This window comes from Mycobacterium mantenii, from assembly GCF_010731775.1.
GTDB lineage: Bacteria > Actinomycetota > Actinomycetes > Mycobacteriales > Mycobacteriaceae > Mycobacterium > Mycobacterium mantenii.
On the sequence record NZ_AP022590.1, the window covers coordinates 5258347 to 5283266 of the forward strand.

The window sequence follows — 24920 nt, forward strand, 5'->3', positions numbered from 1 at the left end:
ATCTCAGTACGGCTGAACGCCTTCGGGCATCACGTACTCCGAGATCGGCCCGGCGACCCCGTTGACCGTCGTTCCGCCGTTGATGATGCCCGGAGCCATTTCGAGCATGTTGTGCGGGAACCCGAACCTCGGTTTGGTCAGCGCGTCCAGCCGCGCCAGCTCGCCGGCCTCGAGGCTCACGTCGACGGCCCGGACGTTGTCCTCGAGCTGGGAGAGCCGGCGCGCCCCGATGATGACCGACGAGACGGCGCGCTGCGCGCGGACCCAGGCCAGCGCGACACTGGCGACGTTGGTTTCGTGCGCCCGCGCGATGGCCTCGAGTTCGTCGATGACGGCGTAGGTCTTCTCGTTGAGGAACGCGTCGACCATGGCGCCGCGGTCGGCGCTGTGCCGCCCGCTATTGGCGCGGGTGTACTTGCCGCTGAGGACGCCGCCCTTCAGCGGCGACCACGGCGTGATGCCGAGGCCGAATTCGGACGCCATCGGCACCAGCTCCTGTTCGATGGTGCGCTCCAGCAGCGAGTATTCGACCTGCAGCCCGACGAACGCCGACCAGCCGCGAAAGCGGGCGATCAGGTTGGCCTGGGCGATCTTCCACGCCGGGGTATCCGAAACGCCGATGTAGCGCACCTTGCCGGCCCGAACGAGGTCCTCGAGCGCCGCCATGGTCTCCTCGATGGGGGTGTTCGCGTCCCAGATGTGCAGCCAGTACAGGTCGATGTAGTCGGTTTGCAGGCGCCGCAACGAGTTTTCGCACGCGCTGATCAGTGATTTGCGGCCCGAGCCGCCACCGTTGGGATCACCCGGATACAGGTTGCCGCTGAACTTGGTCGCGATCGCCAGCCGATCGCGACGGGCGGGGTGGCGACCGATGTGGTCACCGATGATCTTCTCGGAGTGGCTTCGGGTGTAGAAGTTGGCGGTGTCGATGAAGTTGCCGCCGAGTTCGATGTAGCGGTCGATGATCTGTTGCGACTCTTCGACACTGGTGCCCCAGCCCAGGTCTTCGCCGAACGTCATCGCACCCAGGCACAGGGGGCTGACGCGCAAACCGGACCGCCCGAGTGTCACGTATCGGTCCAGCGTCATGGCGCCCGCTCCCTGGTAGATTGTTCGACTATGAGGTTGTTCATAACAAAACTAGTTCATAGCTGAACGATCTGGCAAGTCGATGTCTGCGGTCGATGCGGCCAGAATCTGGTCACTGAACTACCGGGTCCTGCTCTCGGTCATCTCGTGCGCCGAGGCCGATATCTGCGCGCTCGGCCTCGAGTCCAAGGAGCTGTTCCTGCTCGCCGAGATCGCCGAGCACCCCTACCCGGCCGAGTTGGCCGCGACGCTGAGCATGCCCAAGGCGACGGTGACGCTTTACCTCAAGCGGCTCGAGGCCGCAGGGTTCGTGCGTCGTGAGATCGACCAGTCCGATTTGCGCCGCCACCGGCTGCTGCTCACCCCGACAGGGCGCCAAGCAGTCCGCAAGGGGCTGACATTGCTCTCCGACGAGTTCGACAAGCGCCTCGGACGGCTCACCGCGGCGCAGCGCAACGACCTCAAGGGGCTGCTGGAGAAGATCCTCTGAATGCGGGGACTGTGGGCGTGCGCCCGGTGACCGGGCTAGTCTGACGTGTCGTGCGTGTCCTGGTGATAGGTTCCGGTGCCCGTGAACATGCGTTGCTGTTGGCGCTTCGCAAAGACCCGCAGGTCACGGGGCTGGCGATCGCTCCGGGCAACGCAGGCACCGCTCGGCTGGCCGACCAGCACGACGTCGACATCACCTCGGCGGACGACGTCGTCGCCCTGGCCCGCGAGGTCCGTGCCGACCTCGTGGTCATCGGGCCCGAGGTGCCGCTGGTCCTCGGGGTCGCCGACGCGGTGCGAGCCGCGGGCATCGTCTGCTTCGGCCCCAGCAAGGACGCCGCTCGCATCGAAGGCTCCAAGGCTTTCGCCAAAGAGGTGATGGCCGCAGCCGGGGTGCGCACCGCGAACAGTGAAATCGTCGATAGCCCCGCGCTTTTGGACAGCGCCCTGAACCGGTTCGGCCCACCGGCGGGGGATGCGGCCTGGGTGGTGAAGGACGACCGCCTGGCCGCCGGTAAGGGTGTCGTGGTGACCCCGGATCGCGGCGTCGCGCGCGCGCACGCCGCCGGGCTGCTCGAGGCGGGGCACCCGGTGCTGTTGGAGTCCTACCTGGACGGCCCGGAGGTGTCGCTGTTCTGCGTCGTCGACGGCGAAACCGTGGTGCCGCTGCTTCCCGCCCAGGACTTCAAGCGTGTCGGTGACGGCGACAGCGGGCCGAATACCGGCGGTATGGGTGCCTACGCACCGGTCCCGTGGCTTCCCGACGAGGTGTATCGCGACGTGGTCAGCAACGTCGTCGAACCTGTTGCGGCCGAGATGGTTGCGCGGGGAAGCTCGTTCAGCGGATTGCTGTATGCCGGTCTGGCGATCACCGCGAATGGGCCTGCGGTGGTCGAATTCAATTGTCGCTTCGGCGATCCCGAGACACAGGCGGTACTGGCGCTGCTGGAATCGCCGCTCGGGCAGCTGCTGTACGCGGCGGGCAGCGGTACCTTGGCGGACTTCGGCGAGCTGCGCTGGCACGACGGTGCCGCGGTGACGGTGGTGGTGGCGGCGGAGAGCTATCCCGGACGCCCCCGCGTGGGAGACGTCATCGTCGGCTCGGAAGCCGACGGAGTGCTGCACGCCGGAACGGCGCGCCGCGACGACGGCGCAATCGTCTCGTCGGGGGGTCGAGTGCTGTCGGTGGTGGGGACGGGCACCGACCTGACGGCCGCACGGGCCAAAGCCTACGAAGTCGTCCGCTCAATCCGACTGCCGGGCAGTCATTTCCGCAGCGACATCGCGCAGTTGGCGGCCGAGGGGAAGATCCGCGTCTAGAAGGCCCTCAAAATCCCAGGGCCTGACCGTCCCGGCGCGGATCGCTGGCCGCCAGGTAGCCACCCTCGAGACGCCAGATCGCCTGGCAGCTGCCGAACTGGTTGTAGTCGTCGACGGCAACCAGATCGTGTCCGCGCCGGCGCAACTCGTCCAGCGTTGCAACCGGGAAACCCTTTTCGCAGCTGACCTGCATGCCCTCCACCCACCGGAACCGCGGTCCGTCACATGCCGCCTGCGGGTTCTGCCCGTGGTCGGCGATGCGCACCATCACCTGCACGTGACCCTGGGGCTGCATCATTCCGCCCATCACCCCGAAGCTCATGACCGGGGCTCCGTCTTTGGTCACAAACCCCGGGATGATGGTGTGGTAGGGGCGCTTGCCCGGGCCCACGCTGTTCGGATGCCCCAGGGCCGCAGTGAAATTCGCACCCCGGTTCTGCAGCGCGATGCCGGTGCCCGGGACCACCACGCCCGAACCGAAGCCCATGTAGTTGGACTGGATCATCGACACCATCACCCCCGCGGCGTCGGCGGCGGTCAGATAAACGGTTCCGCCGGTCGGCGCCCCGGCGGACGCCGGTCTGGCGCGCCCGCGATCGATCAGCGCCGCGCGACCCTTCAGGTACTCCCCGTCCAGAAGGCGTTCCGGCCGCAGCGCCATGTGCTCGATGTCGGCGACGTAGGCCTGGGCGTCGGCGAAGGCCAGCTTCACCGCCTCGATCTGCAGGTGCACGCTGTCAGCGGAATCGGCTGGCAGCGCGGCCATCTCGAAGTGCTCGAGAATGCCCAGGGCGATCAGCGCGACGATGCCCTGCCCGTTGGGCGGGATCTCGTGCACCGTGTAGCCGCGGTAGCCGCCGGCGACCGTGCCCACCCAGTCGGCGCGGTGGGCCGCCAGGTCACTCGCCCGCATGGCGCCGTCGTTGCCCAGCGCGTGCGCCTCGAGTTTGGCCGCCAGTTCGCCACGGTAAAACGCTTCGCCATTGGTCGCGGCGATCGTTTCGAGCGTGGCCGCATGATCGGGCAGGCTGAATCGCTCGCCGGGCTTCGGTGCTCGCCCGCCGGGCAGAAATGCCTCGGCGAAACCGGGCTGGTCCCGGAACAGCGGCACCTGCGCGGCCCATTGCTCGGCGACGGTCGGTGAAACCGGAAAGCCGTTGCGGCCGTAGGATATTGCCGGCTCGAAGAGCCGCTCGAACGGCAGCTTGCCGAACTTGGCGTGCAGTTCGGTCCACGCCGACACGGCGCCGGGCACCGTCACCGAGTTCCAGCCGAGGACTGGAACGGGTTCGCCGCCAAAGTAATCCGGCGTCCAGGACGCGGGCGAGCGGCCCGAGGCGTTCAGCCCGTGCAGTTGCCGGCCATCCCACACGATGGCGAACGCGTCCGAACCGATGCCGTTGGACACCGGCTCCACGATCGTCAGGGTGATGGCCGTCGCGATCGCCGCGTCCACCGCGCTCCCGCCCTGCGCGAGCATCCGCAGGCCCGCTTGGGCGGCAAGCGGTTGCGACGTGCACACAACGTTTTCCGCCAAGATGGGCTTGCGCGGCCAGGCGTACGGGAAGTTCCACTCGAAAGGCGTGCTCACTTCCCCGAGGGTAACGCCGGCGTCACGCTCGGCGCCCACCGCCGCCCTGGCGTGACGCTCGAGGTGTCCTCACGCCGTGAGCAGCGGCGCCATCCAGGTCAACTCGGCGGGCAACTGCGAGCTCCAAAACGCGCCATCGTGCCCACCGGGAGAGAAGCCACCGGCCGGCGGATTGGGCAGTTGCGCAATGAACTGCTTGGTCGCGGAGTAAAACGGATCGCTATCGCCGCAGTCGATCCGGATCGGGATCGAGGCCAGGGCTGGCATGCCGAACACCGAGTTCGCCGCGAAATCATCCGGCCCGTCGAAGGCTCCCGGCGCCGCCGCACCCGAGGACATCCACAGCGCCGGGCTGACCGCGCAGATCGCCGCGGTACGGGCCGGTCCCAGCCGACCGCCGAGCAGCAACGCGCCGTAGCCCCCCATCGACCAGCCCAGGAACGCCACCCGTGAGGTGTCCAAATTCTGGTTGCCCAGCATCGGGATGAGCTCGTCGAGCACCATGGCACCGCTGTCCTCGCCGGAAGCCCGCTTGTGCCAATAGCTGCCGCCGCCGTCGACGGCGACCACCGCGAACGGTGGCAGTCCGGCATCGACGGCCTGTGCCAGACCGTGCTCGACGCCGCCGGCCATCACGGTGGACGCGTCACTGCCCTTGCCGTGGAGCGCGATCACCGGTCGCAGCGGCTTGGTCTGGCCGGGCGGACGCGCGATGGCCCAGTTGGTGTTCACTCCGCCGCGCGCGGCGGAGACGAAGGAACCGGTCACCATGGTGGGCGCGGGCGCCGCCGGGGGAGCGGGTTCGCGGGGCGGGCGCGGAGCCGGCGCCAACGGCATCCGGGTGCCGGCCGTCGATACCGGCGTGGCGTGAGATGTGCGCGGCGCTAACAGGATGTCGAGGCCGTAGGCGCCCATCGCCCCGAGGGCCGCGCTGGCGCCGAGACCCAGCACGGCGCGTCGGCTCAAGTCGGGCATGCGGGCCATTATGCCTTGGCCGTTTGGCTGAAATGGCAATGCAGTACCACTTTTGCTGGCACGATGGCTAGTCGTGACAGCAGCGGTCACTCCAAAAGGAGAACGTCGACGGTATGCGCTCGTCAGCGCTGCCGCCGAGCTGCTGGCCGAGGGCGGGTTCGAGGCGGTGCGGCACCGGGCGGTCGCGCGGCGGGCCGGACTGCCGTTGGCGTCCACCACTTACTACTTCTCGTCCCTCGACGATCTGATCGCACGCGCCGTCGAACACATCGCCATGATCGAGGTGGCGCAGTTGCGGTCACGGGTCAGCGCCTTGTCGCGGCGGCGCCGGGGACCGGAGACCATCGCCGAGGTGTTGGCCGATCTGCTCGTGGGCGACGTGTCCGGCCCGGGTCTTACCGAGCAGCTGATCTCGCGCTACGAGCGCCACGTCGCGTGCACCCGCCTGCCCGCGCTGCGCGAGACCATGCGTCGCAGCCTGCGCCAGCGCGCCGAGGCGGTGGCCGAGGCCATCGAGCGGTCGGGCCGCTCGGTGCACATCGAGCTGGTGTGCACGTTGCTCTGCGCGGTCGACGGCTCGGTGGTGTCGGCCCTGGTGGAGGGGCGGGATCCGCGCGCGGCGGCCCAAGGGGCGGTGGTCGATCTCATCGAGGTGCTCGCGCCGATCGATCAGCGACCCGTGCAGATCTGACCGACCGCTACGCGCGCATCGGATCCGCCGGCAGCGACGGCGTCACGATGTAGCCGGTGTCGAGGTCGCCGTAGATCGTCACGTCGTCCGGGCGGCGCTGCGCGTACAGGGCAACATAGGCGCAGATCACGGCGTCGACCGGGTCTTCCGCGCGGCGCAGCTCGCTTTTGCGTTGCGCGGCCGCGACGGCCCGGCGCAGCATGATCCAGTCGCCGTGCCCCGCGACGCGCAGCGGAATCGGGGCCTGCGCGAGCCGCTCGACGCCGGCCATCAGTAGCGACAGCTCGGATTTGAGCCGGTCAACGGTGCGTCCGGGCTTTGCCTTGTATTTGAGGGTCCGTTCCAGGCGGAACAGCGCGACGGTCGCCGCATGCGGGTAGACCTCGATGGCGCGCCGGGCCGACGGCGATCGCGGATCCGGATCCAGGCCCAGCGCCGCGGCCAGCCGGCCCGCGCGCGGGCCGTCGGCGAACTCGGGTTTTCCGGTGTTGCAGGGGTGAGCTCCGGCCTCATACCTACGGAAGTCGCGGTTGAGTGCGGTCTCGGCCGGACGCTGGCCCGTCGGGTTGTTCACCACCAGCGGCGCGTCGAAGGCGACCAGGCAATCGCCCTGCACATAGGGGTGCAGCGCGGCCAGGATCTCGTCGTCGTGGCGGACCGCGCCAACACTCACCAGGGCGCCGCCGGGGTCGACCACGGCGACGCCGGTCGGGTTGCGGCCCGCCCACGCGAGGTCGACGCCAGCGAAGTACATCCGCATAGGCTATGACCGCGACCGTAAGCTGTGTGTTCGTGAGGACCAAGTGAGCATTCCGAACGTGCTGGCCGCCCGGTACGCCAGCGCCGAGATGGTCGCGATCTGGTCGCCGGAGGCCAAGGTCGTCGCCGAGCGCCGGCTGTGGCTGGCGGTGCTGCGCGCGCAGGCGGAACTGGGCGTCCCGGTGCCGTCCGAAGCGATCGCCGACTACGAGCGGGTGATCGAGGACGTCGACCTGACGTCGATCGCGGGTCGCGAACGGGTGCTGCGCCACGACGTCAAAGCGCGCATCGAGGAATTCAACGCGCTGGCCGGTCACGAGCACGTGCACAAGGGCATGACCAGTCGCGACCTGACCGAGAACGTGGAGCAACTGCAGATCCGGCGTTCACTGGAGCTGGTCTTCGGGCACGGCGTGGCGGTCGCGGCGCGGCTCGCCGAGCGGGCCGTGGCCTATCGGGACTTGGTGATGGCCGGCCGCAGCCACAACGTCGCCGCGCAGGCCACCACGTTGGGCAAGAGGTTCGCGTCGGCCGCACAGGAGACGCTGATCGCCCTGACCCGGTTGCGGGAGTTGATCGACCGATACCCGCTGCGCGGCATCAAGGGGCCGATGGGCACCTCGCAGGACATGCTCGACCTGCTGGACGGCGACGCGGCGAAGCTGGCCGAACTCGAGCAGCGCGCCGCCGAATTCCTCGGATTTGCAACGGTTTTGACCAGCGTCGGGCAGGTGTATCCCCGTTCGCTGGACCACGACGTGCTTTCGGCGTTGGTGCAACTGGGCGCCGGACCGTCGTCGATGGCGCACACCATCCGGCTGATGGCCGGGCACGAGCTCGTCACCGAGGGCTTCGCCGAAGGGCAAGTCGGCTCGTCGGCGATGCCGCACAAAATGAACACGCGCAGCTGCGAACGGGTCAACGGGCTGCAGGTGGTGCTGCGCGGGTACGCCTCGATGGCCGCCGAACTGGCCGGTGCGCAGTGGAACGAGGGCGACGTGTTTTGCTCGGTGGTGCGCCGAGTTGCCTTGCCGGACAGCTTCTTTGCCATCGACGGGCAGATCGAGACGTTCCTGACGGTGCTCGACGAGTTCGGCGCCTACCCGGCGGTGATCGGTCGCGAGCTGGACCGCTACCTGCCGTTTTTGGCCACCACCAAGGTGTTGATCGCCGCGGTGCGCGCCGGCATGGGCCGCGAGGCCGCGCATCACGTGATCCGCGAACACGCGGTGGCAACCTCGCTGGCCATGCGCGAACACGGAGCCGAACCCGACCTGCTGGACCGGCTGGCCGCCGACGAGCGGCTGCCGCTGGACCGGGCGGCGCTGGACGCCGCGCTGGCAGACAAGAAGGCCTTCACCGGCGCCGCCGGTGACCAGGTTGACGAGGTGGCGGCCCAGGTGGACGCCTTGGTGAGCCGCTACCCGGACGCGGCCAAATATGCCCCGGGTGCGATCCTGTGACGCTGGCCGGCGCGCTCGCCGAGATCGACTTCACCGATCTGGACAACTTCGCCAACGGATTTCCCCACGACCTGTTCGCCATCCATCGGCGGGAGGCGCCGGTGTACTGGCACCCACCGACCGACAACACCCCCGACGGCGAGGGCTTCTGGTCGGTCGCCACGTACGCGGAAACGCTTGAGGTGCTCAAGGATCCGGTGACGTATTCATCGGTCACCGGGGGCTCGCGGCCATATGGGGGCACCCTGCTGCAGGACCTGGCGATCGCCGGGCAGGTGCTCAACATGATGGACGATCCGCGGCATTCGCAGATCCGGCGGCTGGTCAGCTCCGGTCTGACGCCGCGGATGATCCGGCTGGTCGAGGATGACCTGCGGTCCCGGGCGCGCCGGCTGCTGGACGCGGTGGTGCCGGGCGAGCCGATCGACTTCCTGGTCGACATCGCCGCCGAGCTGCCCATGCAGATGATCTGCATCCTGCTGGGAGTCCCTGAATCCGAACGGCATTGGTTGTTCGAGGCCATCGAGCCGCAGTTCGATTTCGGTGGTTCGCGCAAGGCCACATTATCGCAGCTCTCGCCGCGAACGTCGGTCGAAGAGGCCGGGTCGCGGATGTACGAGTACGGCCAGCAGCTGATCGCGGCCAAGCGCGACAACCCGACCGACGACATGTTGTCGGTCGTGGCGAACGCGATGCTCGACGACGCCGGCGGGTCCGCGCTGTCCGACCTCGAGCTGTACCTGTTCTTCAGCTTGTTGTTCAGCGCCGGCGCGGAGACCACGCGCAACGCGGTCGCGGGTGGCCTGCTGGCGCTGGCCAATCATCCGCACCAATTGCGTTCGCTGCGTGGCGATCTCGACGCACTGCCCACGGCCGTCGAGGAGATGGTGCGGTGGACGTCGCCGTCGCCCTCCAAGCGCCGCACCGCCACCCGCGACGTCACGCTGGGCGGCCAATCGATCGAGGCCGGGCAGAAAATCCAGATTTGGGAAGGCTCGGCGAATCGTGACGCCGGCGTGTTCGAGAACGCCGACGAATTCGATATCGCCCGAAAGCCCAATCCGCATCTGGGGTTCGGCCAGGGTGTGCACTATTGCCTGGGCGCCAATCTGGCCCGGCTGGAGCTGCGTGTCCTGTTCGAAGAGCTGCTGTCCCGGTTCGGCGGGGTCCAGGTCGTCCGTCCGGTCGAATGGGCCCGCAGCAACCGGCACACCGGCATTCGACACCTCATCGTGGAGCTGCACGAACACCCGTGACGATCCGGTTCGCCGATGTCGAGCCCTCACCCGACGTGTTCGCCGCGGTGATGGCGACGGGAATCTTGTCGATCGGCGCGCACGATCACGGATACCGCTTGATCAGCGACACGATGGGTGTCATCGCCACGGTCGGGCTGGTGTTTCTGGTTGCGCTAGTCGTCGCGAAGGCCGCCATCCCCGGCCAGAAGTTGCGGTGGGATCTGACCGATCCCGACGTCACCCTGCGCCTGATCACTTTCGTCGCCGCCTGCGCGGTGATCGACACTCGCCTGTCGTCCAAGGTGTGGATGGCGCGGGTGCTCGGCGTGGTCGCCCTGGCGGCCTGGCTGGTGCTGATCCTGTTCAGCGCGCGAAACATGCTGGCGCACCGGTGGACAGAGCTGCGCGACCGCGCCCACGGCCCCTGGCAGCTGGGCAGTGTGGGCACGTCCGGCTTGGCGATCGTGATCGCCCGGGCGGCCCGGCAGACCGGCCATCACTGGTGGCTGGCGGTCGCCGTGGCTGGGTGGGTGGCGGCGCTGTGCATCTACGGCCTGATGACGTGGCTGACCCTCTGGCGTGTCGTCAACGAACGCCAGGACCGCGACGGCTTCGAACCCGACACGTGGATCCTGATGGGCGGCATGGCGATTGCGACGCTGGCCGGCGACACCATCCACGCCGTGGCCCCCGCCTGGCTGGCCGGTCCGGTGCGCGCGATCAGCATCGTGACCTGGGTGACGGCCACTTTGTGGATACCGCCGCTGATCTACTTTGCGCTGCACCGCATCAGGCGGCATCCCAACATGCTGCAATTCACCGGCGTGTGGTGGGCGTTCGTGTTCCCGCTGGGCATGTACTCGGCGGCCAGCTTCGCCATGGCGGTCGAGCTCGGCCAACACCCGCTGCTCACCGTTTCGCTGGTGTTCTTCTGGGATGCGTTGGCGGCGTGGCTCATTGTGGTCGTGGCCGGGCTGCTGCTCTTAGCTCGTGCCGTGCTGCGCAAACCCGCTAAGAGTGATTCCGGCCGACCGTAGCTCCAGCGCGGCCAGGGCGCCGATGGTGGCCGGATCCTCACGGCGCCAACCGCCGACCGGGTCCGCGGTGACGGCGATCAGTTTCCGCGGCGGGCGGTGGGTCAGTGCGCGCAGCGCAAGCAACTGCGCGCCGGCCGGGGTTGCCGCCAACGCGGTCACCGTCAACTTGCGCCGAAAGAACCGGAGCCGCAGAAAGAGCCAGGGGAGCACCGCAACGAGGATCGGGAGCGCCACGACCGCCATCGCAAGCAGCACCGCGAGCCAGCTCGCCGCGCTGTCCAGATTGTGGCCCGCGGCCGCGACGTCCAGCGCGGCCTGGCTGGCGGAGTTGAGCGGCTCGCTGACCGTGTCACCCACCACCGGGATGTGCTGGGCGCCGTGGCCGGCGGACGCCAGGTTGCCGGCAATCCCGTCCGCGCCGCTCGCGACCTGCCGCCCGGCGTCGGCGATGGTCGCGATGGCGTCGTAGACGGCCAGCCCGACGACCAGCCAGAGCACCGTCCACACGACGACGGCGAAGTCGCTGAGCAGCTGGGCGGCCAGCCGGCCGGGCCTGGTGGAGTAGGGCAGAAACCGCGGTGTCATAGCCCCGATCCCAGCACAAAGCCCGTTTGCAGGTGCCCGATAGGCTGACCGGATGCCTGCACTGTCCGACTATCAGCATCTGGCCAGCGGCAAGGTCCGCGAGCTGTATCGCGTCGACGACGAGCACCTGTTGCTGGTCGCCACCGACCGGATCTCGGCGTACGACTTCGTCCTGGACAGCACCATCCCGGACAAGGGCCGCATCCTCACCGCGATGAGCGTCTTCTTCTTCGGCCTGGTCGACGCGCCCAACCATTTGGCCGGGCCGCCGGACGATCCACGCATCCCCGACGAGGTGCGGGGCCGCGCGCTGGTGGTGCGCCGGCTGGAAATGCTTCCGGTGGAATGCGTGGCGCGCGGCTACCTGACCGGCTCGGGATTGCTGGACTACCAGGCCACCGGGCGGGTCTGCGGCATCACGCTGCCGCCGGGATTGGTGGAAGCCAGTAGGTTCGCCGAACCGCTGTTCACCCCCGCGACGAAAGCCGCGCTGGGGGATCACGACGAGAACGTCCCGTTCGCGCGGGTGATCGAGATGGTCGGCGGGGTGCGCGCCAACCAGTTGCGCGACCGCACTTTGCAGATCTACATACAGGCCGCCGATCACGCACTCCGGAAGGGAATCATCATCGCGGACACCAAGTTCGAGTTCGGTACCGACCGCGACGGCAACCTACTGCTCGCCGACGAAATCTTCACGCCGGATTCGTCGCGGTACTGGCCGGCCGACGAATATCAGGTTGGTGTGGTCCAGAACAGCTTCGACAAGCAGTTCGTCCGCAACTGGCTGACGGGTCCCGACTCCGGCTGGGACCGGCATGGCTCGCAACCCCCGCCGCCGCTGCCGGAGCACATCATCGAGGCCACTCGTGACCGTTATATCGACGCCTACGAACGCATTTCCGGCTTGCGCTTCGGCGACTGGATCGGTCCCAGCGCATGACCGAAACGCACCTGAACGGGTCGGAACCCCCTGTCGCCAAGCGGGTGGAGAGCCGGCGTGTGTATCACGGCGACGTCTTCATCGATCCGTACGAGTGGCTGCGTGAAAAGGCCAACCCCGAGGTCATCGCCTACCTCGAGGCCGAGAACGCCTACGTCGATCAGATGACCGCCCACCTCGAGCCGCTGCGGCAGCAGATTTTCGACGAGATCAAGGCGCGCACCAAGGAGACGGATCTGTCGGTACCGACCCGGCAGGGCGAGTGGTGGTACTACGCGCGCACCTTCGAGGGCAAGCAATACCGCGTCCAGTGCCGTTGTCCGATAAGCGGCTCCGACGACTGGGATCCGCCCGCCTTGGACGAGAACACCGAGATCCCGGGCGAGCAGATTCTGCTCGATTCCAATGCCGAAGCCGAGGGGCACGAGTTCTTCTCCCTCGGTGCCGCAACGGTGAGCCTGAATGGAAACCTGCTCGCGTATTCGGTCGACATCGTCGGTGATGAGCGCTACACGTTGCGGTTCAAGGACTTACGCACCGGTGAGCTGTATCCCGACGAGATCGCCGATATCGGGGCAGGCGCGACCTGGGCCGCCGACAACCGCACCGTGTACTACCTGACCCTGGATGCCGCCCACCGTCCCGACAAAGTGTGGCGGTATCGGGTGGGCTCCGGTACGGAGCCCGCGCTGGTCTATCACGAAGCCGACGAAAAGTATTGGCTCGGTGTGGGGCTCACGCGCAGCGAGGCCTACGTTCTCATCGCCTCCGGATCCTCGATCACCTCCGAGTATCGCTACGCCGACGCTGCCGATCCGCAGGCACCGTTCACCGTGGTGCTGCCGCGCCGCGAGGGCGTCGAGTATTCGGTCGAGCACGCGGTGATCGGCGGGCAGGACCGGTTTTTGATCCTGCACAACGATGGCGCGGTCAACTTCACCCTCGCCGAGGCGCCGGTCAGCGACCCGACGCAGCAGCGCACACTGATCCCGCACCGCGACGATGCGCGGCTGGACGCGGTGGACGCATTCGCCGGCCACCTCGTCGTCAGCCATCGGCGGGAGGCGCTGCCCCGGCTGCAGCTGTGGCCCATCAATGCTGACGGCACATATGGTGAGCCCGAAGAGATTTCGTTCGACTCCGAGCTGATGTCGGCCGGTCTGGCCGGTAACCCCAACTGGGATGCGCCCAAGCTGCGGATCAGGGCCGGATCCCTGATCGTTCCGGCGCGGGTCTACGACATCGACCTCGCCACCGGGGAACGCACCTTGCTGCGCGAGCAGCCCGTGCTCGGCGATTATCGGCCCGACGACTATGTGGAACGGCGCGACTGGGCGGTCGCCGATGACGGCGCCCGGATCCCGGTGTCCATCGTGCACCGAGCGGATATCGAATTCCCGGCGCCCGCACTGCTTTACGGCTACGGCGCCTACGAGTTGTGCACCGACCCGAGCTTTTCCATCGCCCGGTTGTCGCTGTTGGACCGCCGCATGGTGTTCGCGATCGCCCACGTCCGCGGCGGTGGCGAGATGGGCCGGCTGTGGTACGAGCACGGCAAGCTCCTGGAGAAGAAGAACACCTTCACCGACTTCGTCGCCGTCGCAAAACATTTGGTGGACTCGAAGGTCACCCGACCGCGTCAGCTGGTGGCACTGGGGGGCAGCGCCGGTGGCTTGCTGATGGGGGCGGTGGCCAACCTGGCGCCGGACCTGTTCGCCGGAATCCTCGCGCAGGTGCCGTTTGTCGACCCGCTGACCACCATTCTGGATCCCTCGTTGCCGCTGACCGTCACCGAGTGGGACGAGTGGGGAAACCCTCTGGCGGACAAGGACGTCTACTCCTACATGAAGTCCTATTCGCCATATGAGAATGTCGAGGCCAAGCGGTACCCGGCGATTTTGGCGATGACGTCCCTGAACGATACGAGGGTCTACTACGTGGAGCCGGCCAAGTGGGTTGCGGCACTGCGCCACGCCAACGTCGACGGCAGCCCGGTCCTGTTGAAGACCCAGATGAACGCCGGGCACGGCGGTGTCAGCGGCCGCTACAAGAGTTGGGAGGAAGCCGCCTTCCAGTACGCGTGGCTGTTAGCCGTCGCCGAGCCCGACCGCTATGGCGGCGCCCAGATGATGTCCGGCAGCTAGCCACACGGCCGCGGTCAGGCTATTCGCCGGACGGCAGGCTCGGCGGCTTCTTCGGCAAAAACGACGCCGGGATGATGGTGAACGCCACCAGCACGGCGGCTATCACGAACACCGTCGTATAGGCGTGCGCCAAGTGGTGAGACACGTGGCTGGCCAGATCGGGAGTCAACGGGTGCCCCGGGACGGCTGACGGATCGGCCGGCAGGCCCCGCTTGCCGGCGCCCGCGCGCACCCCGCTTACTTCGTTCGCCGCCATCAGGGTCTCGTTGCGATTGAACTGATTGGTCAGGATCACCGCCATGAGCGCGGCCCCGATGGACCCGCCCACCTGTTGGTTCACGCTGAGCAGCGTCGTTCCGCGAGCGACCTGATGCGGCGCCAGCGCCTGCATGACCGCCGCGGACAGCGGTGTGGTGGTCAGCCCGATGCCCAGGCCCACGATCGCGAGCCCCGTCACCAGGACCGGTGAGTAGGCGGCCCGCGTGGCGACTCCGTAGGTGAAGACCCCCAGGCCCACCGTCATGAGCGGCAGCCCGATCAGCACGATGTTGCCGGGACCGCGTTTGTCCATGACGGCCCCGCCGAGGGGCATGGTCAGGACCGCGCCGATCCCGATCGGCAGCATGTGCAGGCCGGACTGCATCGGCGTCTCGTGGCCGGCGATCTGAAAGAAACTCGGCACCAGCAGCCCGATGCCGACCGAGGCGGCCCCGAACACCAGCAGCGTCACATTGACGTGGGTGACCACCGGATTCCGGAACAGCCGCAGGTCGATCAGGGGGTGGTCGGTGCGATACCAGGCATGCAGGATGAATGCAGCGATCAAGGCCAGTCCGACCAGGGCCGGGCCCAGCACGTAACGGTCGGCGATCGTGTGCCGGCCCGGGATCGAACACACCCCACACAAGAAGATCGCCACGCCGGGCGACAGCAGCAGGGCGCCGGTGATGTCGAGGGCCTCCGATGGGGCCGAGCGATCCTTGGGGAACATGATCGCCGCGAGCGCGAAGGCCGTCAGCCCGATCGGCAGGTTGATCAGGAAGATCCACTTCCAGCCGTAGGCGCCGATCAGCCAGCCGCCCAGGATGGGCCCACCGATGGGGCCGAAGAGAATCGGGATTCCGCCCACCGCCATCAGGCGGCCGACCCGCTTGGGTCCGGCCTCGCGCGTCAGGATGACAAAACTGAGCGGCAACAGCATGCCGCCGCCGATGCCCTGGATTACCCGAAACAGGATCAGCAGCAATATATTCGGCGCTACCGCACAGAGCAACGATCCCAACGTGAACACCAGGACCGAACCCATGAACAGGCGTTTGGTGCCGAACCGATCCGCCGCCCACCCGGTAATCGGGATGACGGTCGCGAACGCGAGCATGTAGCCGGCGATCGTCCACGAGACGATGGCCTGGGTGGCCCCGAATTGCGCGATGAAGGTGCGCTGCGCGACGGCGACGACCGTGCTGTCCAGCACCGCCATGATGCAGGCCAGCCCGCACACTCCGGCGATCCGGAACAGCGCGGCGTCAAGCTTGTCGGGGTACTCGTCGGAGCGCAGGGACGGTCCCGGAGTGGTGGGCAACGGGACGGTGAGAGCTGCGGAACGGGTCTTCTGCATGGCGCCGCTGAGCATATCCGCAGGATTGCCCCGGCTGAAGGGTTTTTACTCGTATTCGAGTATTCGCACGCATGTAATTCAGTACTGCGCAGATTGCGTCTCGGACCGACGTTAAATCGGCAAACGGGCAGGTCGCGCGCCTATCGGGACGATTTATGTTATTCGCCGGCCGTTTCGCTTGCCGGCCTTTTCGGCAGAAACGACGCCGGAATCACGGTGCACACCACCAGCACGACGGCAATCACGAAGACCGCGGCATAGGCGTGGGAAAGATCGTGCACCAGATTGCTGGAATATCCGGGAGCAAGTGACTGCAGGGGGATCGCGGACGGGTTCACCGGCACGCCGTCGATCGCCGCCTTCTGATGCAGGGCGGCGAGCTTGTTTGCTGCACCGATGTTCGGGCTCCGGTTGAACTGGTTGGTCAGAATCATCGACATCAGCGCGGTTCCCATCGAGCCGCCCACCTGGTGGCTGACGCTCATCAGGGTCGTTCCCCGGGCGATCTGATGGGGCGCCAGCGCCTGCACCGATGCGACCGACAGCGGCATCATGGTGCAGCCCATGCCCAGGCCCATGATCGCCAGCCCGACCAGCAGCGTGGGCAGGTAGTTGGCCTGGGTGGCCACCCCGAAGGCGAAGGCGCTCAGGCCGGCGGTGATCAGCGCGATCCCGACCAGCACGATCTTGCCCGGGCCCTGCCTATCTACCAGCGGTCCGGTCAGCCGCATGGTCAGCATGGCGCCCAGTCCCTGAGGGATCATGTGCACGCCCGCCTGCATCGGCGTTTGGTGCAGCACCTGCTGGAAGTAGCTCGGGAGCAGCAGGCCGGCGCCGAAAAATGCGCCGGCGAAGACGAGCATCGTCACGTTGGCGTGGGTGAGCACGGGATTGCGGAACAGGCGCAGGTCGATCAGGGGGTGATCGGCCCGGTGCCATGCGTGCGCGACGAAGCCCGCGATCAACGCCAGCCCGATCACCGCCGGTAGCACCACGTGGCGGTCGGCGACGGTGCCGCGGCCCGGGATGGACGACACCGCGAACAGGAACGTTGCCAGGCCCGGCGAGAGCAGCAGCACGCCGACGGCGTCGAAGGTTTCCGACCGGGCCGGGTGATCCCGGGTGAACACGATGGCGGCCAGCGCGATGGTCAGAAATCCGATCGGCACGTTGATCAGAAAGATCCACCGCCAGCTCGAGGCGTCGATCAGCCAGCCGCCCAGGATCGGCCCGCCGATCGGGGCGAGCAGCATCGGTATGCTCAGGATCGACATCAGGCGCCCGAGCCGTCTCGGGCCCGCTTCGCGGGTCAGGATCATGAATCCCAATGGCAGCAGCATGCCGCCACCGATTCCCTGTACCACGCGAAAACCGATGAGCTGCACGATGTTTGATGCGATCGCGCACAGCAGCGAGCCAAGCATGAACGCCACCACCGAACCCATGAAGAGCCGTTTGGTGCCGAACCGGTCGGCCGCCCACCCGGTTATCGGGATCACGGTCGCCAGGGCGAGCGTGTAGCCGGTCATCGTCCAGGCCACGACAGCCTGCGAGGACGCGAACTGATCGATGAAGGTGCGTTGCGCGACGCTGACCACCGTGACATCCAGGATCGCCATCACCGTGGCCAAGATGCACACGCCGGAGATCCGCAACAGCGGGGCATCGAGTTTGTCGGGATATTCCCGTTCTTCGACGGCCGGCTGCCCGGGGCGGGCGTGGGGCAGCGGCGTTTTGGCCGCTGCGTACGAGGCCTCATCCATGGCGTTGCTTAGCATATCGAACAGATCACAGCCGCTGACGCCCGCGGCGGTCGTGATCTGCGCTGCTGTCGCTGCGGCCAAAGTAACCAGCCCTCTTGGGCGAACGCATATACGCCTGCTGTCTGCGTGTCCTTCACCATTCCGACACTTGGGATCGGCAAACTGCTGGTGTGTCTGGAAAATTGATCGTCTCGGTCTCGGGGATTGGGGAACGCACCCTGCCCGACGTCGAGGCGTTCTGCGCGCACATGGATGCCCGCAACGTACCGGTGTCGTTGCTCGTGGCTCCCCGCCTGTCCGGTGACTACCGGCTCGACCACGACCCGCAAACCGTCGACTGGCTGACCACCCGTCGCGCCGGCGGCGACGCCATCGTGCTGCACGGCTACGACGACGCGGCCACCAAGAAGCGCCGTGGCGAATTCGCGATCCTGCGGGCACACGAGGCCAATTTGCGATTGATGGCCGCCGACCGGGTGCTCGAGCACCTCGGGCTGCGTACCCGGCTGTTCGCCGCGCCCGGCTGGGTGGTGTCACCCGGCGTTGTCAAAGCATTGCCGGACAACGGATTCCGCCTGCTCGCCGACCTGCACGGGATCACCGACCTGGTGCGCCACAGCACCGTCCGCGCACGCGTCCTCGGCATCGGCGAAGGCTTCCTCACCGAGCCGTGGTGGTGCCGGATGGTGGTGCTGTCCGCCGAGCGGATCGCCCGTCGCGGCGGTGTCGTGCGGGTCGCGGTCGCGGCGCGCCACCTCCGGAAACCCGGGCCGCTGCAGGCCATGGTGGACGCGGTTGACCTTGCATTGATGCACGACTGCGCGCCCACCGTGTATCGCTGGGACCGCGCTAAGGCAGTGCTCGACGCCGCCTGACGAAGCGACTGCCTGACCTGCTGGTCGCGGGCACTACCCTGGTCCGGCATGAGCGATTCTTCGGTTGCGGGGTTCGACACTGATGCCATCGTCGTCGGAGCGGGGCTGGCCGGCCTGGTGGCCGCCTGCGAACTGGTGGATCGCGGCTTGCGGGTGCTCGTCGTCGACCAGGAGAACAGCGCCAATCTGGGCGGGCAGGCCTTCTGGTCCTTCGGTGGTCTGTTCTTCGTCGACAGCCCCGAGCAGCGCCGGCTGGGTATCCGCGACAGCCACGAGCTGGCATTGCAGGACTGGCTCGGTACGGCGGCGTTCGACCGCCCCGAGGACTACTGGCCACGCCAATGGGCGCACGCCTACGTGGATTTCGCGGCGGGGGAGAAACGCAGCTGGCTGCGTTCACGGGGGCTCAAGCTTTTCCCGCTGGTGGGCTGGGCCGAGCGCGGCGGGTACGACGCACTGGGACATGGCAATTCGGTTCCCCGCTTCCACATCACCTGGGGCACCGGGCCGGCGCTGGTGGAGATATTCGCCCGTCAGCTGCGGGACCGCTCGACGGTGCGCTTTGCCCATCGCCATCAGGTCGACGAGTTGATCGTCGAGGGCGAGGCCGTGACCGGTGTCCGCGGCACGGTGCTGGAGCACTCGGCCACGGCGCGGGGAGTCGCGTCTTCGCGAAAATCGATAGGGCAGTTCGAATTTCGTGCCAGTGCGGTGATCGTGACGAGCGGTGGCATCGGCGCCAACCACGAGCTGGTACGCAAGAATTGGCCGAAGCGCATGGGTCGCGTCCCCGAGCAACTGCTGAGCGGGGTGCCGGCCCATGTCGACGGCCGGATGATCGCCATCTCGCAGCAGGCGGGCGCGCGGGTGATCAACCCCGACCGGATGTGGCACTACACCGAGGGCATCACCAACTACGACCCGATCTGGCCGCTGCACGGGATCCGCATCATTCCGGGCCCGTCTTCGCTGTGGCTGGATGCGGGCGGCAAGCGCTTGCCGGTACCGCTCTATCCCGGTTTCGACACACTGGGCACCTTGGAATACATCACCAAATCGGGATCCGACTACACCTGGTTTGTGTTGAACGCCAAGATCATTGAGAAGGAATTCGCGCTCTCCGGGCAGGAGCAGAATCCCGACCTGACCGGACAGAGCGTTCGCGAGCTGCTGCGCAACCGGGCGCGTTCCGGGCCGCCGGCGCCGGTGCAGGCGTTCGTCGACCGAGGCGTGGACTTCGTCAGCGCAAACTCGTTGCGCGACTTGGTGACCGCGATGAACAAGCTGCCCGACGTGCAGCCGCTGGACTACGCCACGGTGGAGGCCGAGGTCACCGCCCGGGATCGGGAGGTCGCCAACAAGTTCAGCAAGGACGGTCAGATCACCGCGATCCACGCCGCCCGCAATTATCTGGGCGACCGGCTCGGCCGGGTGGTGGCGCCGCACCGGCTGACCGATCCGAAGGCGGGACCGATGATCGCGGTCAAGCTGCACATCCTGACCAGAAAAACATTGGGCGGCATCGAAACCGACCTTGCCTCCCGGGTGCTGAAGGCGGACGGCACGGCGCTCACCGGTCTGTACGCCGCGGGCGAGGTCGCCGGGTTCGGTGGCGGCGGCGTGCACGGCTACCGCGCCCTGGAGGGCACGTTTTTGGGCGGCTGCATCTTCTCGGGCCGCGCCGCCGGCCGCGGCGCCGCCGACGACATCACCTAGCCGGGTGCGGGGCGAACCCGACCGCTAGAACGTGACGGCGTCTTCTTCGGGTAGCACCTGGAAGTCGGTGGTGGTCATCTCGGTGAGCCGTCCGTAGTAGATGCCCCGCGCATCCGGGGCGATGATCCCCTGGTGGATCGGAACGGCACGCGCCGGTGCCACCGCACGCAGGTAATCGACGGCTTCGGACACCTTCATCCACGGTGCGGCCGCCGGCGTGGCCAACACGTCCACCGGCTCGTCGGGCACGTACAGCGCGTCGCCGGGATGCATCAATCGCGCACGATGGTCGGCATCGCCCACCAAAAACGAAATGTTCTCTATCACAGGGATTTCCGGGTGAATGACCGCATGTTTGCCGCCGACGGCGCGAACCGTCAGCTCGCCGATCTGCAGTTCGTCGCCGACGTGGACCTCGCGGCAGGGCGCGCCCAATTGCGCGGCGGTCTGTGGGTCGGCATAAAGCGCCGCGTCCGGGTTACCCTCGAGCAATGCGGGCAGCCGTTTGGCGTCGACATGGTCGGGATGCTGATGGGTGATCAGGATGGCGGTTAGGCCGGTGATTCCCTCGAAGCCGTGCGCGAAGGTACCGGGGTCAAAGAGCACGCGGGTGTGGTCGAACTCGGCAAGTAGGCACGAATGGCCGAAATGCGTCAGTTGCATATCTACGATTGTGCCTTGATGGACAAGCTGCCGATGCGCGTGATCGTGGCCACGTTCCTGGTCGCCGGCAGTTTCGCAGTTGCTCTGATCGTCGTCATTCCTGCGCACGGGGACCCGGAGACTTGCCCTGGGGTGTGTGACCGCATCCCGAATACCGCGTGGATCGATCAGCATGCCGTGCCGCTGGACACGGTGTATCACTGGCCCGCGCTCGCCGCCCAGGCCGTGCAGACGACCGGTTCGGCGCCCGGGCCGCACTTCCGGTTCGAGGAGCTGTGCGCCGCGCCGGCGCTACCCCAGGACCCTCGCGACTCGGCGGTCGCGGCTCGCTCGACGGTTCAGCATCCGGACGGGCAATGGCAGCTGCAGGCCCAGGTCCTGCACTGGCGCGGGGATACGGCCCACGGCGGCGCGATCGCGGCCACCGCGTTCGGCAACGCCGTCGCCGCGTTGCGGGCCTGCCAGCAGCGCGCACCGCAGGAATCACCGTCGCTGACCAGCGACGAAGCGAATCGGATGGCCGCCGTGATCAGCGGCCCGGTGGTGATGCACACCTACCTGTTCGCCCACCCGGCCAGCAGCACGATCAGCGAGGTCACGCTGTGGTCGACGGCGCCGCCGCAGGTGGCGTGGCCGGCGATGGCGGACGATCCCGTGCTCAACGCCATGAGCGCACCCCTGTGCGAGGCCTACATTGCGTCGTGCCCGTAACCCCTGGCTGGGCGTTCGCCGGTAGAGTTGGCGCCGAAACCGCCAACTGAGGAGGAGCGCCGGTGGCCCGGGTGATCGTGAGCGTGATGCCCAAAGCGGAGATTCTCGACCCGCAGGGTCAGGCGATCGTGGGCGCGCTGGGTCGCCTCGGACATCTGGGAATCTCGGAAGTGCGGCAGGGCAAGCGATTTGAGCTCGAAGTGGACGACAGCGTCGATGACTCGGTGCTCGCCGAGATAGCGGAATCGCTGCTGGCGAACACCGTTATCGAAGACTGGACGATCAGCCGGGAGACGCAGTGACGGCGCGCATCGGGATCATCACGTTTCCCGGCACGCTCGACGACGTCGACGCCGCCCGCGCGGCGCGCCGCGTCGGGGCCGAGGCGGTCAACCTGTGGCATGCCGACGCCGACCTCAAGAGTGTCGACGCCGTGGTGGTGCCCGGCGGCTTCTCCTACGGTGATTACCTGCGCGCCGGGGCGATCGCCAGGTTCGCCCCGGTGATGACCGAGGTGGTGCACGCCGCGCGGCGCGGCATGCCAGTGTTGGGTATCTGCAACGGTTTTCAGGTGCTCTGCGAGGCCGGGCTGCTGCCCGGCGCGCTGACTCGCAACGTGGGTCTGCACTTCATCTGTCGCGACGTGTGGCTGCGGGTGGCCTCGACCTCGACGGCGTGGACGTCGCGTTTCGAGCCCGACGCCGACCTGCTGGTCCCGCTGAAGTCCGGCGAGGGACGCTACGTGGCGCCCGCCGGCGTGATCGAGGAGCTCGAGGGTGAGGGGCGGGTGGTGTTCCGGTACCACGAGAACGCCAACGGCTCGCTGCACGACATCGCCGGGGTCAGCTCCGCCAACGGCCGCGTGGTGGGCCTGATGCCGCATCCCGAGCACGCCATCGAAGCGCTGACCGGGCCCTCCGATGACGGCCTGGGGCTGTTCTATTCGGTGCTGGACGGGGTGCTCGCGGGCTGAGTGGAAACGCCTGCGGCATCGCGTAATTCGGCGAAGGATGCGCTGATGGCATCCGTTGCCTCGTGCGGATCCTTGAAGGTCCGGTCGTCGGTGAGCACCGCGACGCCGAGCCGGTCCACATAACTCCACACGGTGATGTTGACCGGGGCGCCGGGGGAAAGCACGCCGGTGGAATAGATCTCGCTGACGGCCGCGCCGCCGAAGTGGCCCCGCTCGCGCGGCCCCATCACGCTGGACACCGCGACGTTCATCAGCTTGTTCGGCGCGTCGCGCAGGCCCAGCCACCGAAATGCGGCGGGAGCGAACGCGGTCGGAAGATAGGCCATCATTTTCCCGTACAGCTCCGGGCCGAGGACTTCGTGGTCTTCCTTGGCGATCTTGGTGGCCAGGGCGACCAGCCGGGCCCGTTCCGTGGGGTCGTCGACATGGACCGGCAGCGAGATCATCAGACCGCTGATCTCATTGCCGGTGATCCGGTCCGACTTGTCGGTGGCCGTCGGCACCGAGGCGATGATCGGGCGTTCGGCCGCGCCGTCATAAGCCAGGAGGAGTGTCCGCAACCCACCGGCCGCCATCGCCAGCACCACGTCGTTGACCGTGATACCCAACGCTTTTGCCGTCGCCTTGACCTCCGGTAGTGACAACGACGCACTGGCGAACCAGCGCCGCGGGGAGACGACATGGTTGAGGAAGGTCGGCGGCGCATCAAACGGATCGGCTAGGTCGGGGTGATCCCCGCGCTCTCGGGACCGGCGGCGCACTCGCATCATCCCGACGGCCGCGTCCTTGAGCAGTCCGGGCAGTTCGCCGATCTGCCGGACATGGTCGCGCGCCGCCGCCCGCAGCAGGTCGGCATTGGACGTGGTGACACCGGCTTCGTCGTTGTCACGCTCGTCGGTGCGCCCATCGCGCAGGTCCATCGCGCGGGCCAGCAGGTTGGCTGAGGCGACACCGTCGGCCAGCGCGTGGTGGAGTTTGCCGATCAGGGCGAATCGGCCGCCGGCCAGTCCCTCGGCGAAATGAAACTCCCACAGCGGGCGAGTGCGGTCCAGGGGCGTGGACGCCACCTCGCCGATCACCTGATCGAGCTCGCGCCGCCCGCCCGGTGCGGGCACCCGCACGCGCCGCAGATGGTAGTCCAGATCGACGTCGCAGTCCTCCTGCCACATCGGGTGATGCAAATGCCAGGGGATGTCGACGAGCTTGTAGCGCAACGGTTCCAGAAGATGGAGCCGGCGGCGCACATGGTGGCGAAACACCTCGAAGCCGAAGTCGCCGTCGTAGTCGGCGGGGTCGATGACGGCCACCTTCAGCGTGTGCGTGTGCAGGTTGGGCGTCTCGCTGTAGAGCAGCATCGCGTCCATGCCGTTGAGTCGTTTCACGCGCCACCTCCCGCGGCATCGGGGACCGTCAGCCCAGGATCGGGAACCGGCGCTGCCCGGCCAGCCGCTTGAGCGCGGCCTCCATGACGGCGCGTACGTGGGCGTCGACCTCGTCGACGTCGGGGTCATTGCCGAACCGGGCGCTGACGTCGATCGGCTCGAGAACCTCGGTGACCACCTTTGCGGGCAGCGGCACGTTGGGCGGGAAGATCACGCTCAGGCCGAACGGGAACCCGACGCTGATCGGCAGGATGTCCATCCGGGCCTTGGTCAGCCCCAGCTTGCGGGCCAGCCAGTTGCCGCGGGTCAGGAACAACTGGGTCTCCTGGGCGCCGATGGAGACGGCCGGCACGATGGGCACCCCGGCTTCGATGGCGGTCCGGACGTAGCCGGTGCGGCCGTTGAAGTCGATGGTGTTCGCGTTGAACGTCGGCCGGTAGGAGTCGTAGTCACCACCGGGGAACACCAACACCACCGCGCCGGAATGCAGGGCGGTGGCGGCGTTTTCGCGGCTGGCCTCGATGACCCCGAGGCGGCGCAGCCAGCCGTCCAGCGGCCCGATGAACAGCCCGTAATGGCCCAGGGTGTAGACCGGGCGGTCGTAACCGAACCTCTCGTAGAAGGCCGGGGAGAAGATCAGCACGTCCGGGGTCAGCATGCCGCCCGAGTGGTTGGAGACCACCAGGGCGCCACCCGAGGACGGGACGTTGTCGATGTTTCGCACCTCGGCCCGGTAGTACCGCTTGATGGCCGGTCCGAGCACTTTCGTGACCTGCTCGGTGAAAGCCGGATCCCACTTGGCGGTTTCGTGGTTGTCCGCCGCGTCCACACCGTTGCCCTTCATGGCTCCCCGCTGTCCGTCCGTGCCCTTTGCTACTTGTTGCCGGTGTGACGC

Annotated in this window: 23 protein-coding genes; 13 read left to right on the forward strand and 10 right to left on the reverse strand. The window is 67.6% G+C overall.

The window, feature by feature from the left end:
- Positions 1-3: 3 nt before the first annotated feature.
- On the reverse strand, positions 4-1089 hold the full coding sequence (locus G6N50_RS24195; RefSeq protein ID WP_083093948.1) for an aldo/keto reductase: 1086 nt from the start codon (positions 1087-1089) through the stop codon (positions 4-6).
- Positions 1090-1171: 82 nt separating this feature from the next.
- Between G6N50_RS24195 and G6N50_RS24200 the strand changes: the two genes are divergently transcribed.
- Positions 1172-1579, forward strand: a complete 408-nt coding sequence (locus G6N50_RS24200) for a MarR family winged helix-turn-helix transcriptional regulator (RefSeq protein ID WP_083093947.1) — start codon at positions 1172-1174, stop codon at positions 1577-1579.
- A gap of 50 nt (positions 1580-1629) precedes the next feature.
- Positions 1630-2898: a phosphoribosylamine--glycine ligase gene (gene purD, locus G6N50_RS24205; RefSeq protein ID WP_083093946.1), complete on the forward strand. Its 1269-nt coding sequence runs from the start codon at positions 1630-1632 to the stop codon at positions 2896-2898.
- A 7-nt stretch (positions 2899-2905) separates the two neighbouring features.
- On the opposite strand, the gene G6N50_RS24210 is transcribed toward purD, so the two are convergent.
- Together G6N50_RS24210 and G6N50_RS24215 are read right to left on the reverse strand one after the other, a co-directional pair.
- Entirely contained in the window at positions 2906-4489 is a 1584-nt protein-coding gene (locus tag G6N50_RS24210) for a gamma-glutamyltransferase family protein (protein WP_083093993.1), read from the reverse strand.
- A gap of 69 nt (positions 4490-4558) precedes the next feature.
- Positions 4559-5476, reverse strand: coding sequence for an alpha/beta hydrolase-fold protein (locus tag G6N50_RS24215; RefSeq protein ID WP_083093992.1), 918 nt, complete (start codon positions 5474-5476; stop codon positions 4559-4561).
- A 61-nt stretch (positions 5477-5537) separates the two neighbouring features.
- On the opposite strand from G6N50_RS24215, the gene G6N50_RS24220 reads away from it, so the two are divergent.
- Positions 5538-6155, forward strand: coding sequence for a TetR/AcrR family transcriptional regulator (locus G6N50_RS24220; protein ID WP_083093945.1), 618 nt, complete (start codon positions 5538-5540; stop codon positions 6153-6155).
- Between the two features lie 7 nt (positions 6156-6162).
- Here the strand turns inward: G6N50_RS24220 and G6N50_RS24225 are convergent, their stop codons facing one another.
- Positions 6163-6909, reverse strand: a complete 747-nt coding sequence (locus G6N50_RS24225) for a DUF429 domain-containing protein (protein WP_083093944.1) — start codon at positions 6907-6909, stop codon at positions 6163-6165.
- Positions 6910-6958: 49 nt separating this feature from the next.
- Between G6N50_RS24225 and purB the strand changes: the two genes are divergently transcribed.
- Genes purB through G6N50_RS24240 form a run of 3 tightly spaced genes read left to right on the forward strand, consistent with a single transcriptional unit; the run spans position 6959 to position 10652 of the window.
- Complete coding sequence (gene purB, locus G6N50_RS24230; RefSeq protein WP_083093943.1) at positions 6959-8377, forward strand: adenylosuccinate lyase; 1419 nt, start codon at positions 6959-6961, stop codon at positions 8375-8377.
- Positions 8374-9633: a cytochrome P450 gene (locus G6N50_RS24235; protein ID WP_083093942.1), complete on the forward strand. Its 1260-nt coding sequence runs from the start codon at positions 8374-8376 to the stop codon at positions 9631-9633. Before purB ends, G6N50_RS24235 begins: the two co-directional genes overlap by 4 nt.
- Positions 9630-10652 carry a tellurite resistance/C4-dicarboxylate transporter family protein gene (locus G6N50_RS24240; protein ID WP_083093941.1) on the forward strand — a complete coding sequence of 341 codons (1023 nt, stop codon included), beginning with the start codon at positions 9630-9632 and terminating at the stop codon, positions 10650-10652. The genes G6N50_RS24235 and G6N50_RS24240 overlap by 4 nt, the downstream gene beginning before the upstream one ends.
- Here the strand turns inward: G6N50_RS24240 and G6N50_RS24245 are convergent.
- Complete coding sequence (locus tag G6N50_RS24245; protein WP_083093940.1) at positions 10599-11237, reverse strand: hypothetical protein; 639 nt, start codon at positions 11235-11237, stop codon at positions 10599-10601. The two genes, G6N50_RS24240 and G6N50_RS24245, sit on opposite strands and share 54 nt — an antisense overlap.
- Before the next feature lie 52 nt (positions 11238-11289).
- Between G6N50_RS24245 and G6N50_RS24250 the strand changes: the two genes are divergently transcribed.
- Together G6N50_RS24250 and G6N50_RS24255 are read left to right on the forward strand one after the other, a co-directional pair.
- Positions 11290-12180: a phosphoribosylaminoimidazolesuccinocarboxamide synthase gene (locus G6N50_RS24250; protein ID WP_083093939.1), complete on the forward strand. Its 891-nt coding sequence runs from the start codon at positions 11290-11292 to the stop codon at positions 12178-12180.
- Complete coding sequence (locus G6N50_RS24255) at positions 12177-14324, forward strand: S9 family peptidase (RefSeq protein WP_083093938.1); 2148 nt, start codon at positions 12177-12179, stop codon at positions 14322-14324. Before G6N50_RS24250 ends, G6N50_RS24255 begins: the two co-directional genes overlap by 4 nt.
- A gap of 19 nt (positions 14325-14343) precedes the next feature.
- Here G6N50_RS24255 and G6N50_RS24260 read toward each other — a convergent pair whose 3' ends face one another.
- Together G6N50_RS24260 and G6N50_RS24265 are read right to left on the reverse strand one after the other, a co-directional pair.
- On the reverse strand, positions 14344-15957 hold the full coding sequence (locus tag G6N50_RS24260) for a DHA2 family efflux MFS transporter permease subunit (protein WP_083093937.1): 1614 nt from the start codon (positions 15955-15957) through the stop codon (positions 14344-14346).
- Between the two features lie 143 nt (positions 15958-16100).
- Complete coding sequence (locus G6N50_RS24265; RefSeq protein WP_179970060.1) at positions 16101-17720, reverse strand: DHA2 family efflux MFS transporter permease subunit; 1620 nt, start codon at positions 17718-17720, stop codon at positions 16101-16103.
- Between the two features lie 155 nt (positions 17721-17875).
- Here G6N50_RS24265 and G6N50_RS24270 point away from each other — a divergent pair, with 155 nt between their 5' ends.
- Together G6N50_RS24270 and G6N50_RS24275 are read left to right on the forward strand one after the other, a co-directional pair.
- Entirely contained in the window at positions 17876-18580 is a 705-nt protein-coding gene (locus G6N50_RS24270) for a DUF2334 domain-containing protein (RefSeq protein WP_083093935.1), read from the forward strand.
- Positions 18581-18628: 48 nt separating this feature from the next.
- Positions 18629-20296, forward strand: a complete 1668-nt coding sequence (locus G6N50_RS24275; RefSeq protein WP_083093934.1) for an FAD-binding dehydrogenase — start codon at positions 18629-18631, stop codon at positions 20294-20296.
- A gap of 24 nt (positions 20297-20320) precedes the next feature.
- On the opposite strand, the gene G6N50_RS24280 is transcribed toward G6N50_RS24275, so the two are convergent.
- The gene (locus G6N50_RS24280; RefSeq protein ID WP_083093933.1) at positions 20321-20959 is read right to left on the reverse strand and encodes an MBL fold metallo-hydrolase; all 639 of its coding nucleotides are present in this window, start codon (positions 20957-20959) and stop codon (positions 20321-20323) included.
- Between G6N50_RS24280 and G6N50_RS24285 the strand changes: the two genes are divergently transcribed.
- The 3 genes from G6N50_RS24285 (at position 20936) to purQ (ending at position 22643) form a co-directional block, all read left to right on the forward strand.
- Positions 20936-21670: an ATPase gene (locus tag G6N50_RS24285; RefSeq protein WP_179970061.1), complete on the forward strand. Its 735-nt coding sequence runs from the start codon at positions 20936-20938 to the stop codon at positions 21668-21670. The two genes, G6N50_RS24280 and G6N50_RS24285, sit on opposite strands and share 24 nt — an antisense overlap.
- 62 nt (positions 21671-21732) lie before the next feature.
- Positions 21733-21972: a phosphoribosylformylglycinamidine synthase subunit PurS gene (gene purS / locus G6N50_RS24290; protein ID WP_083093932.1), complete on the forward strand. Its 240-nt coding sequence runs from the start codon at positions 21733-21735 to the stop codon at positions 21970-21972.
- Entirely contained in the window at positions 21969-22643 is a 675-nt protein-coding gene (gene purQ, locus G6N50_RS24295) for a phosphoribosylformylglycinamidine synthase subunit PurQ (protein WP_083093931.1), read from the forward strand. Before purS ends, purQ begins: the two co-directional genes overlap by 4 nt.
- Here purQ and G6N50_RS24300 read toward each other — a convergent pair.
- Positions 22610-24025 carry a WS/DGAT/MGAT family O-acyltransferase gene (locus tag G6N50_RS24300; RefSeq protein ID WP_179970062.1) on the reverse strand — a complete coding sequence of 472 codons (1416 nt, stop codon included), beginning with the start codon at positions 24023-24025 and terminating at the stop codon, positions 22610-22612. The genes purQ and G6N50_RS24300 overlap by 34 nt on opposite strands.
- 28 nt (positions 24026-24053) lie before the next feature.
- Positions 24054-24869, reverse strand: a complete 816-nt coding sequence (locus G6N50_RS24305) for a lysophospholipid acyltransferase family protein (protein WP_083093930.1) — start codon at positions 24867-24869, stop codon at positions 24054-24056.
- Positions 24870-24920: the final 51 nt, after the last annotated feature.

What these genes read in the sequence shown, in the direction of transcription:
- G6N50_RS24245 (WP_083093940.1), bottom strand. Translation starts at nt 11,237, where the DNA reads ATGACACCGCGGTTTCTGCCCTACTCCACCAGGCCCGGCCGGCTGGCC.
- G6N50_RS24275 (WP_083093934.1), top strand. Translation starts at nt 18,629, where the DNA reads ATGAGCGATTCTTCGGTTGCGGGGTTCGACACTGATGCCATCGTCGTC.
- G6N50_RS24195 (WP_083093948.1), bottom strand. Translation starts at nt 1,089, where the DNA reads ATGACGCTGGACCGATACGTGACACTCGGGCGGTCCGGTTTGCGCGTC.
- G6N50_RS24305 (WP_083093930.1), bottom strand. Translation starts at nt 24,869, where the DNA reads ATGAAGGGCAACGGTGTGGACGCGGCGGACAACCACGAAACCGCCAAG.
- G6N50_RS24255 (WP_083093938.1), top strand. Translation starts at nt 12,177, where the DNA reads ATGACCGAAACGCACCTGAACGGGTCGGAACCCCCTGTCGCCAAGCGG.
- G6N50_RS24260 (WP_083093937.1), bottom strand. Translation starts at nt 15,957, where the DNA reads ATGCTCAGCGGCGCCATGCAGAAGACCCGTTCCGCAGCTCTCACCGTC.
- G6N50_RS24285 (WP_179970061.1), top strand. Translation starts at nt 20,936, where the DNA reads ATGGCCGAAATGCGTCAGTTGCATATCTACGATTGTGCCTTGATGGAC.
- G6N50_RS24265 (WP_179970060.1), bottom strand. Translation starts at nt 17,720, where the DNA reads ATGCTAAGCAACGCCATGGATGAGGCCTCGTACGCAGCGGCCAAAACG.
- G6N50_RS24200 (WP_083093947.1), top strand. Translation starts at nt 1,172, where the DNA reads ATGTCTGCGGTCGATGCGGCCAGAATCTGGTCACTGAACTACCGGGTC.
- G6N50_RS24280 (WP_083093933.1), bottom strand. Translation starts at nt 20,959, where the DNA reads ATGCAACTGACGCATTTCGGCCATTCGTGCCTACTTGCCGAGTTCGAC.
- G6N50_RS24250 (WP_083093939.1), top strand. Translation starts at nt 11,290, where the DNA reads ATGCCTGCACTGTCCGACTATCAGCATCTGGCCAGCGGCAAGGTCCGC.
- G6N50_RS24225 (WP_083093944.1), bottom strand. Translation starts at nt 6,909, where the DNA reads ATGTACTTCGCTGGCGTCGACCTCGCGTGGGCGGGCCGCAACCCGACC.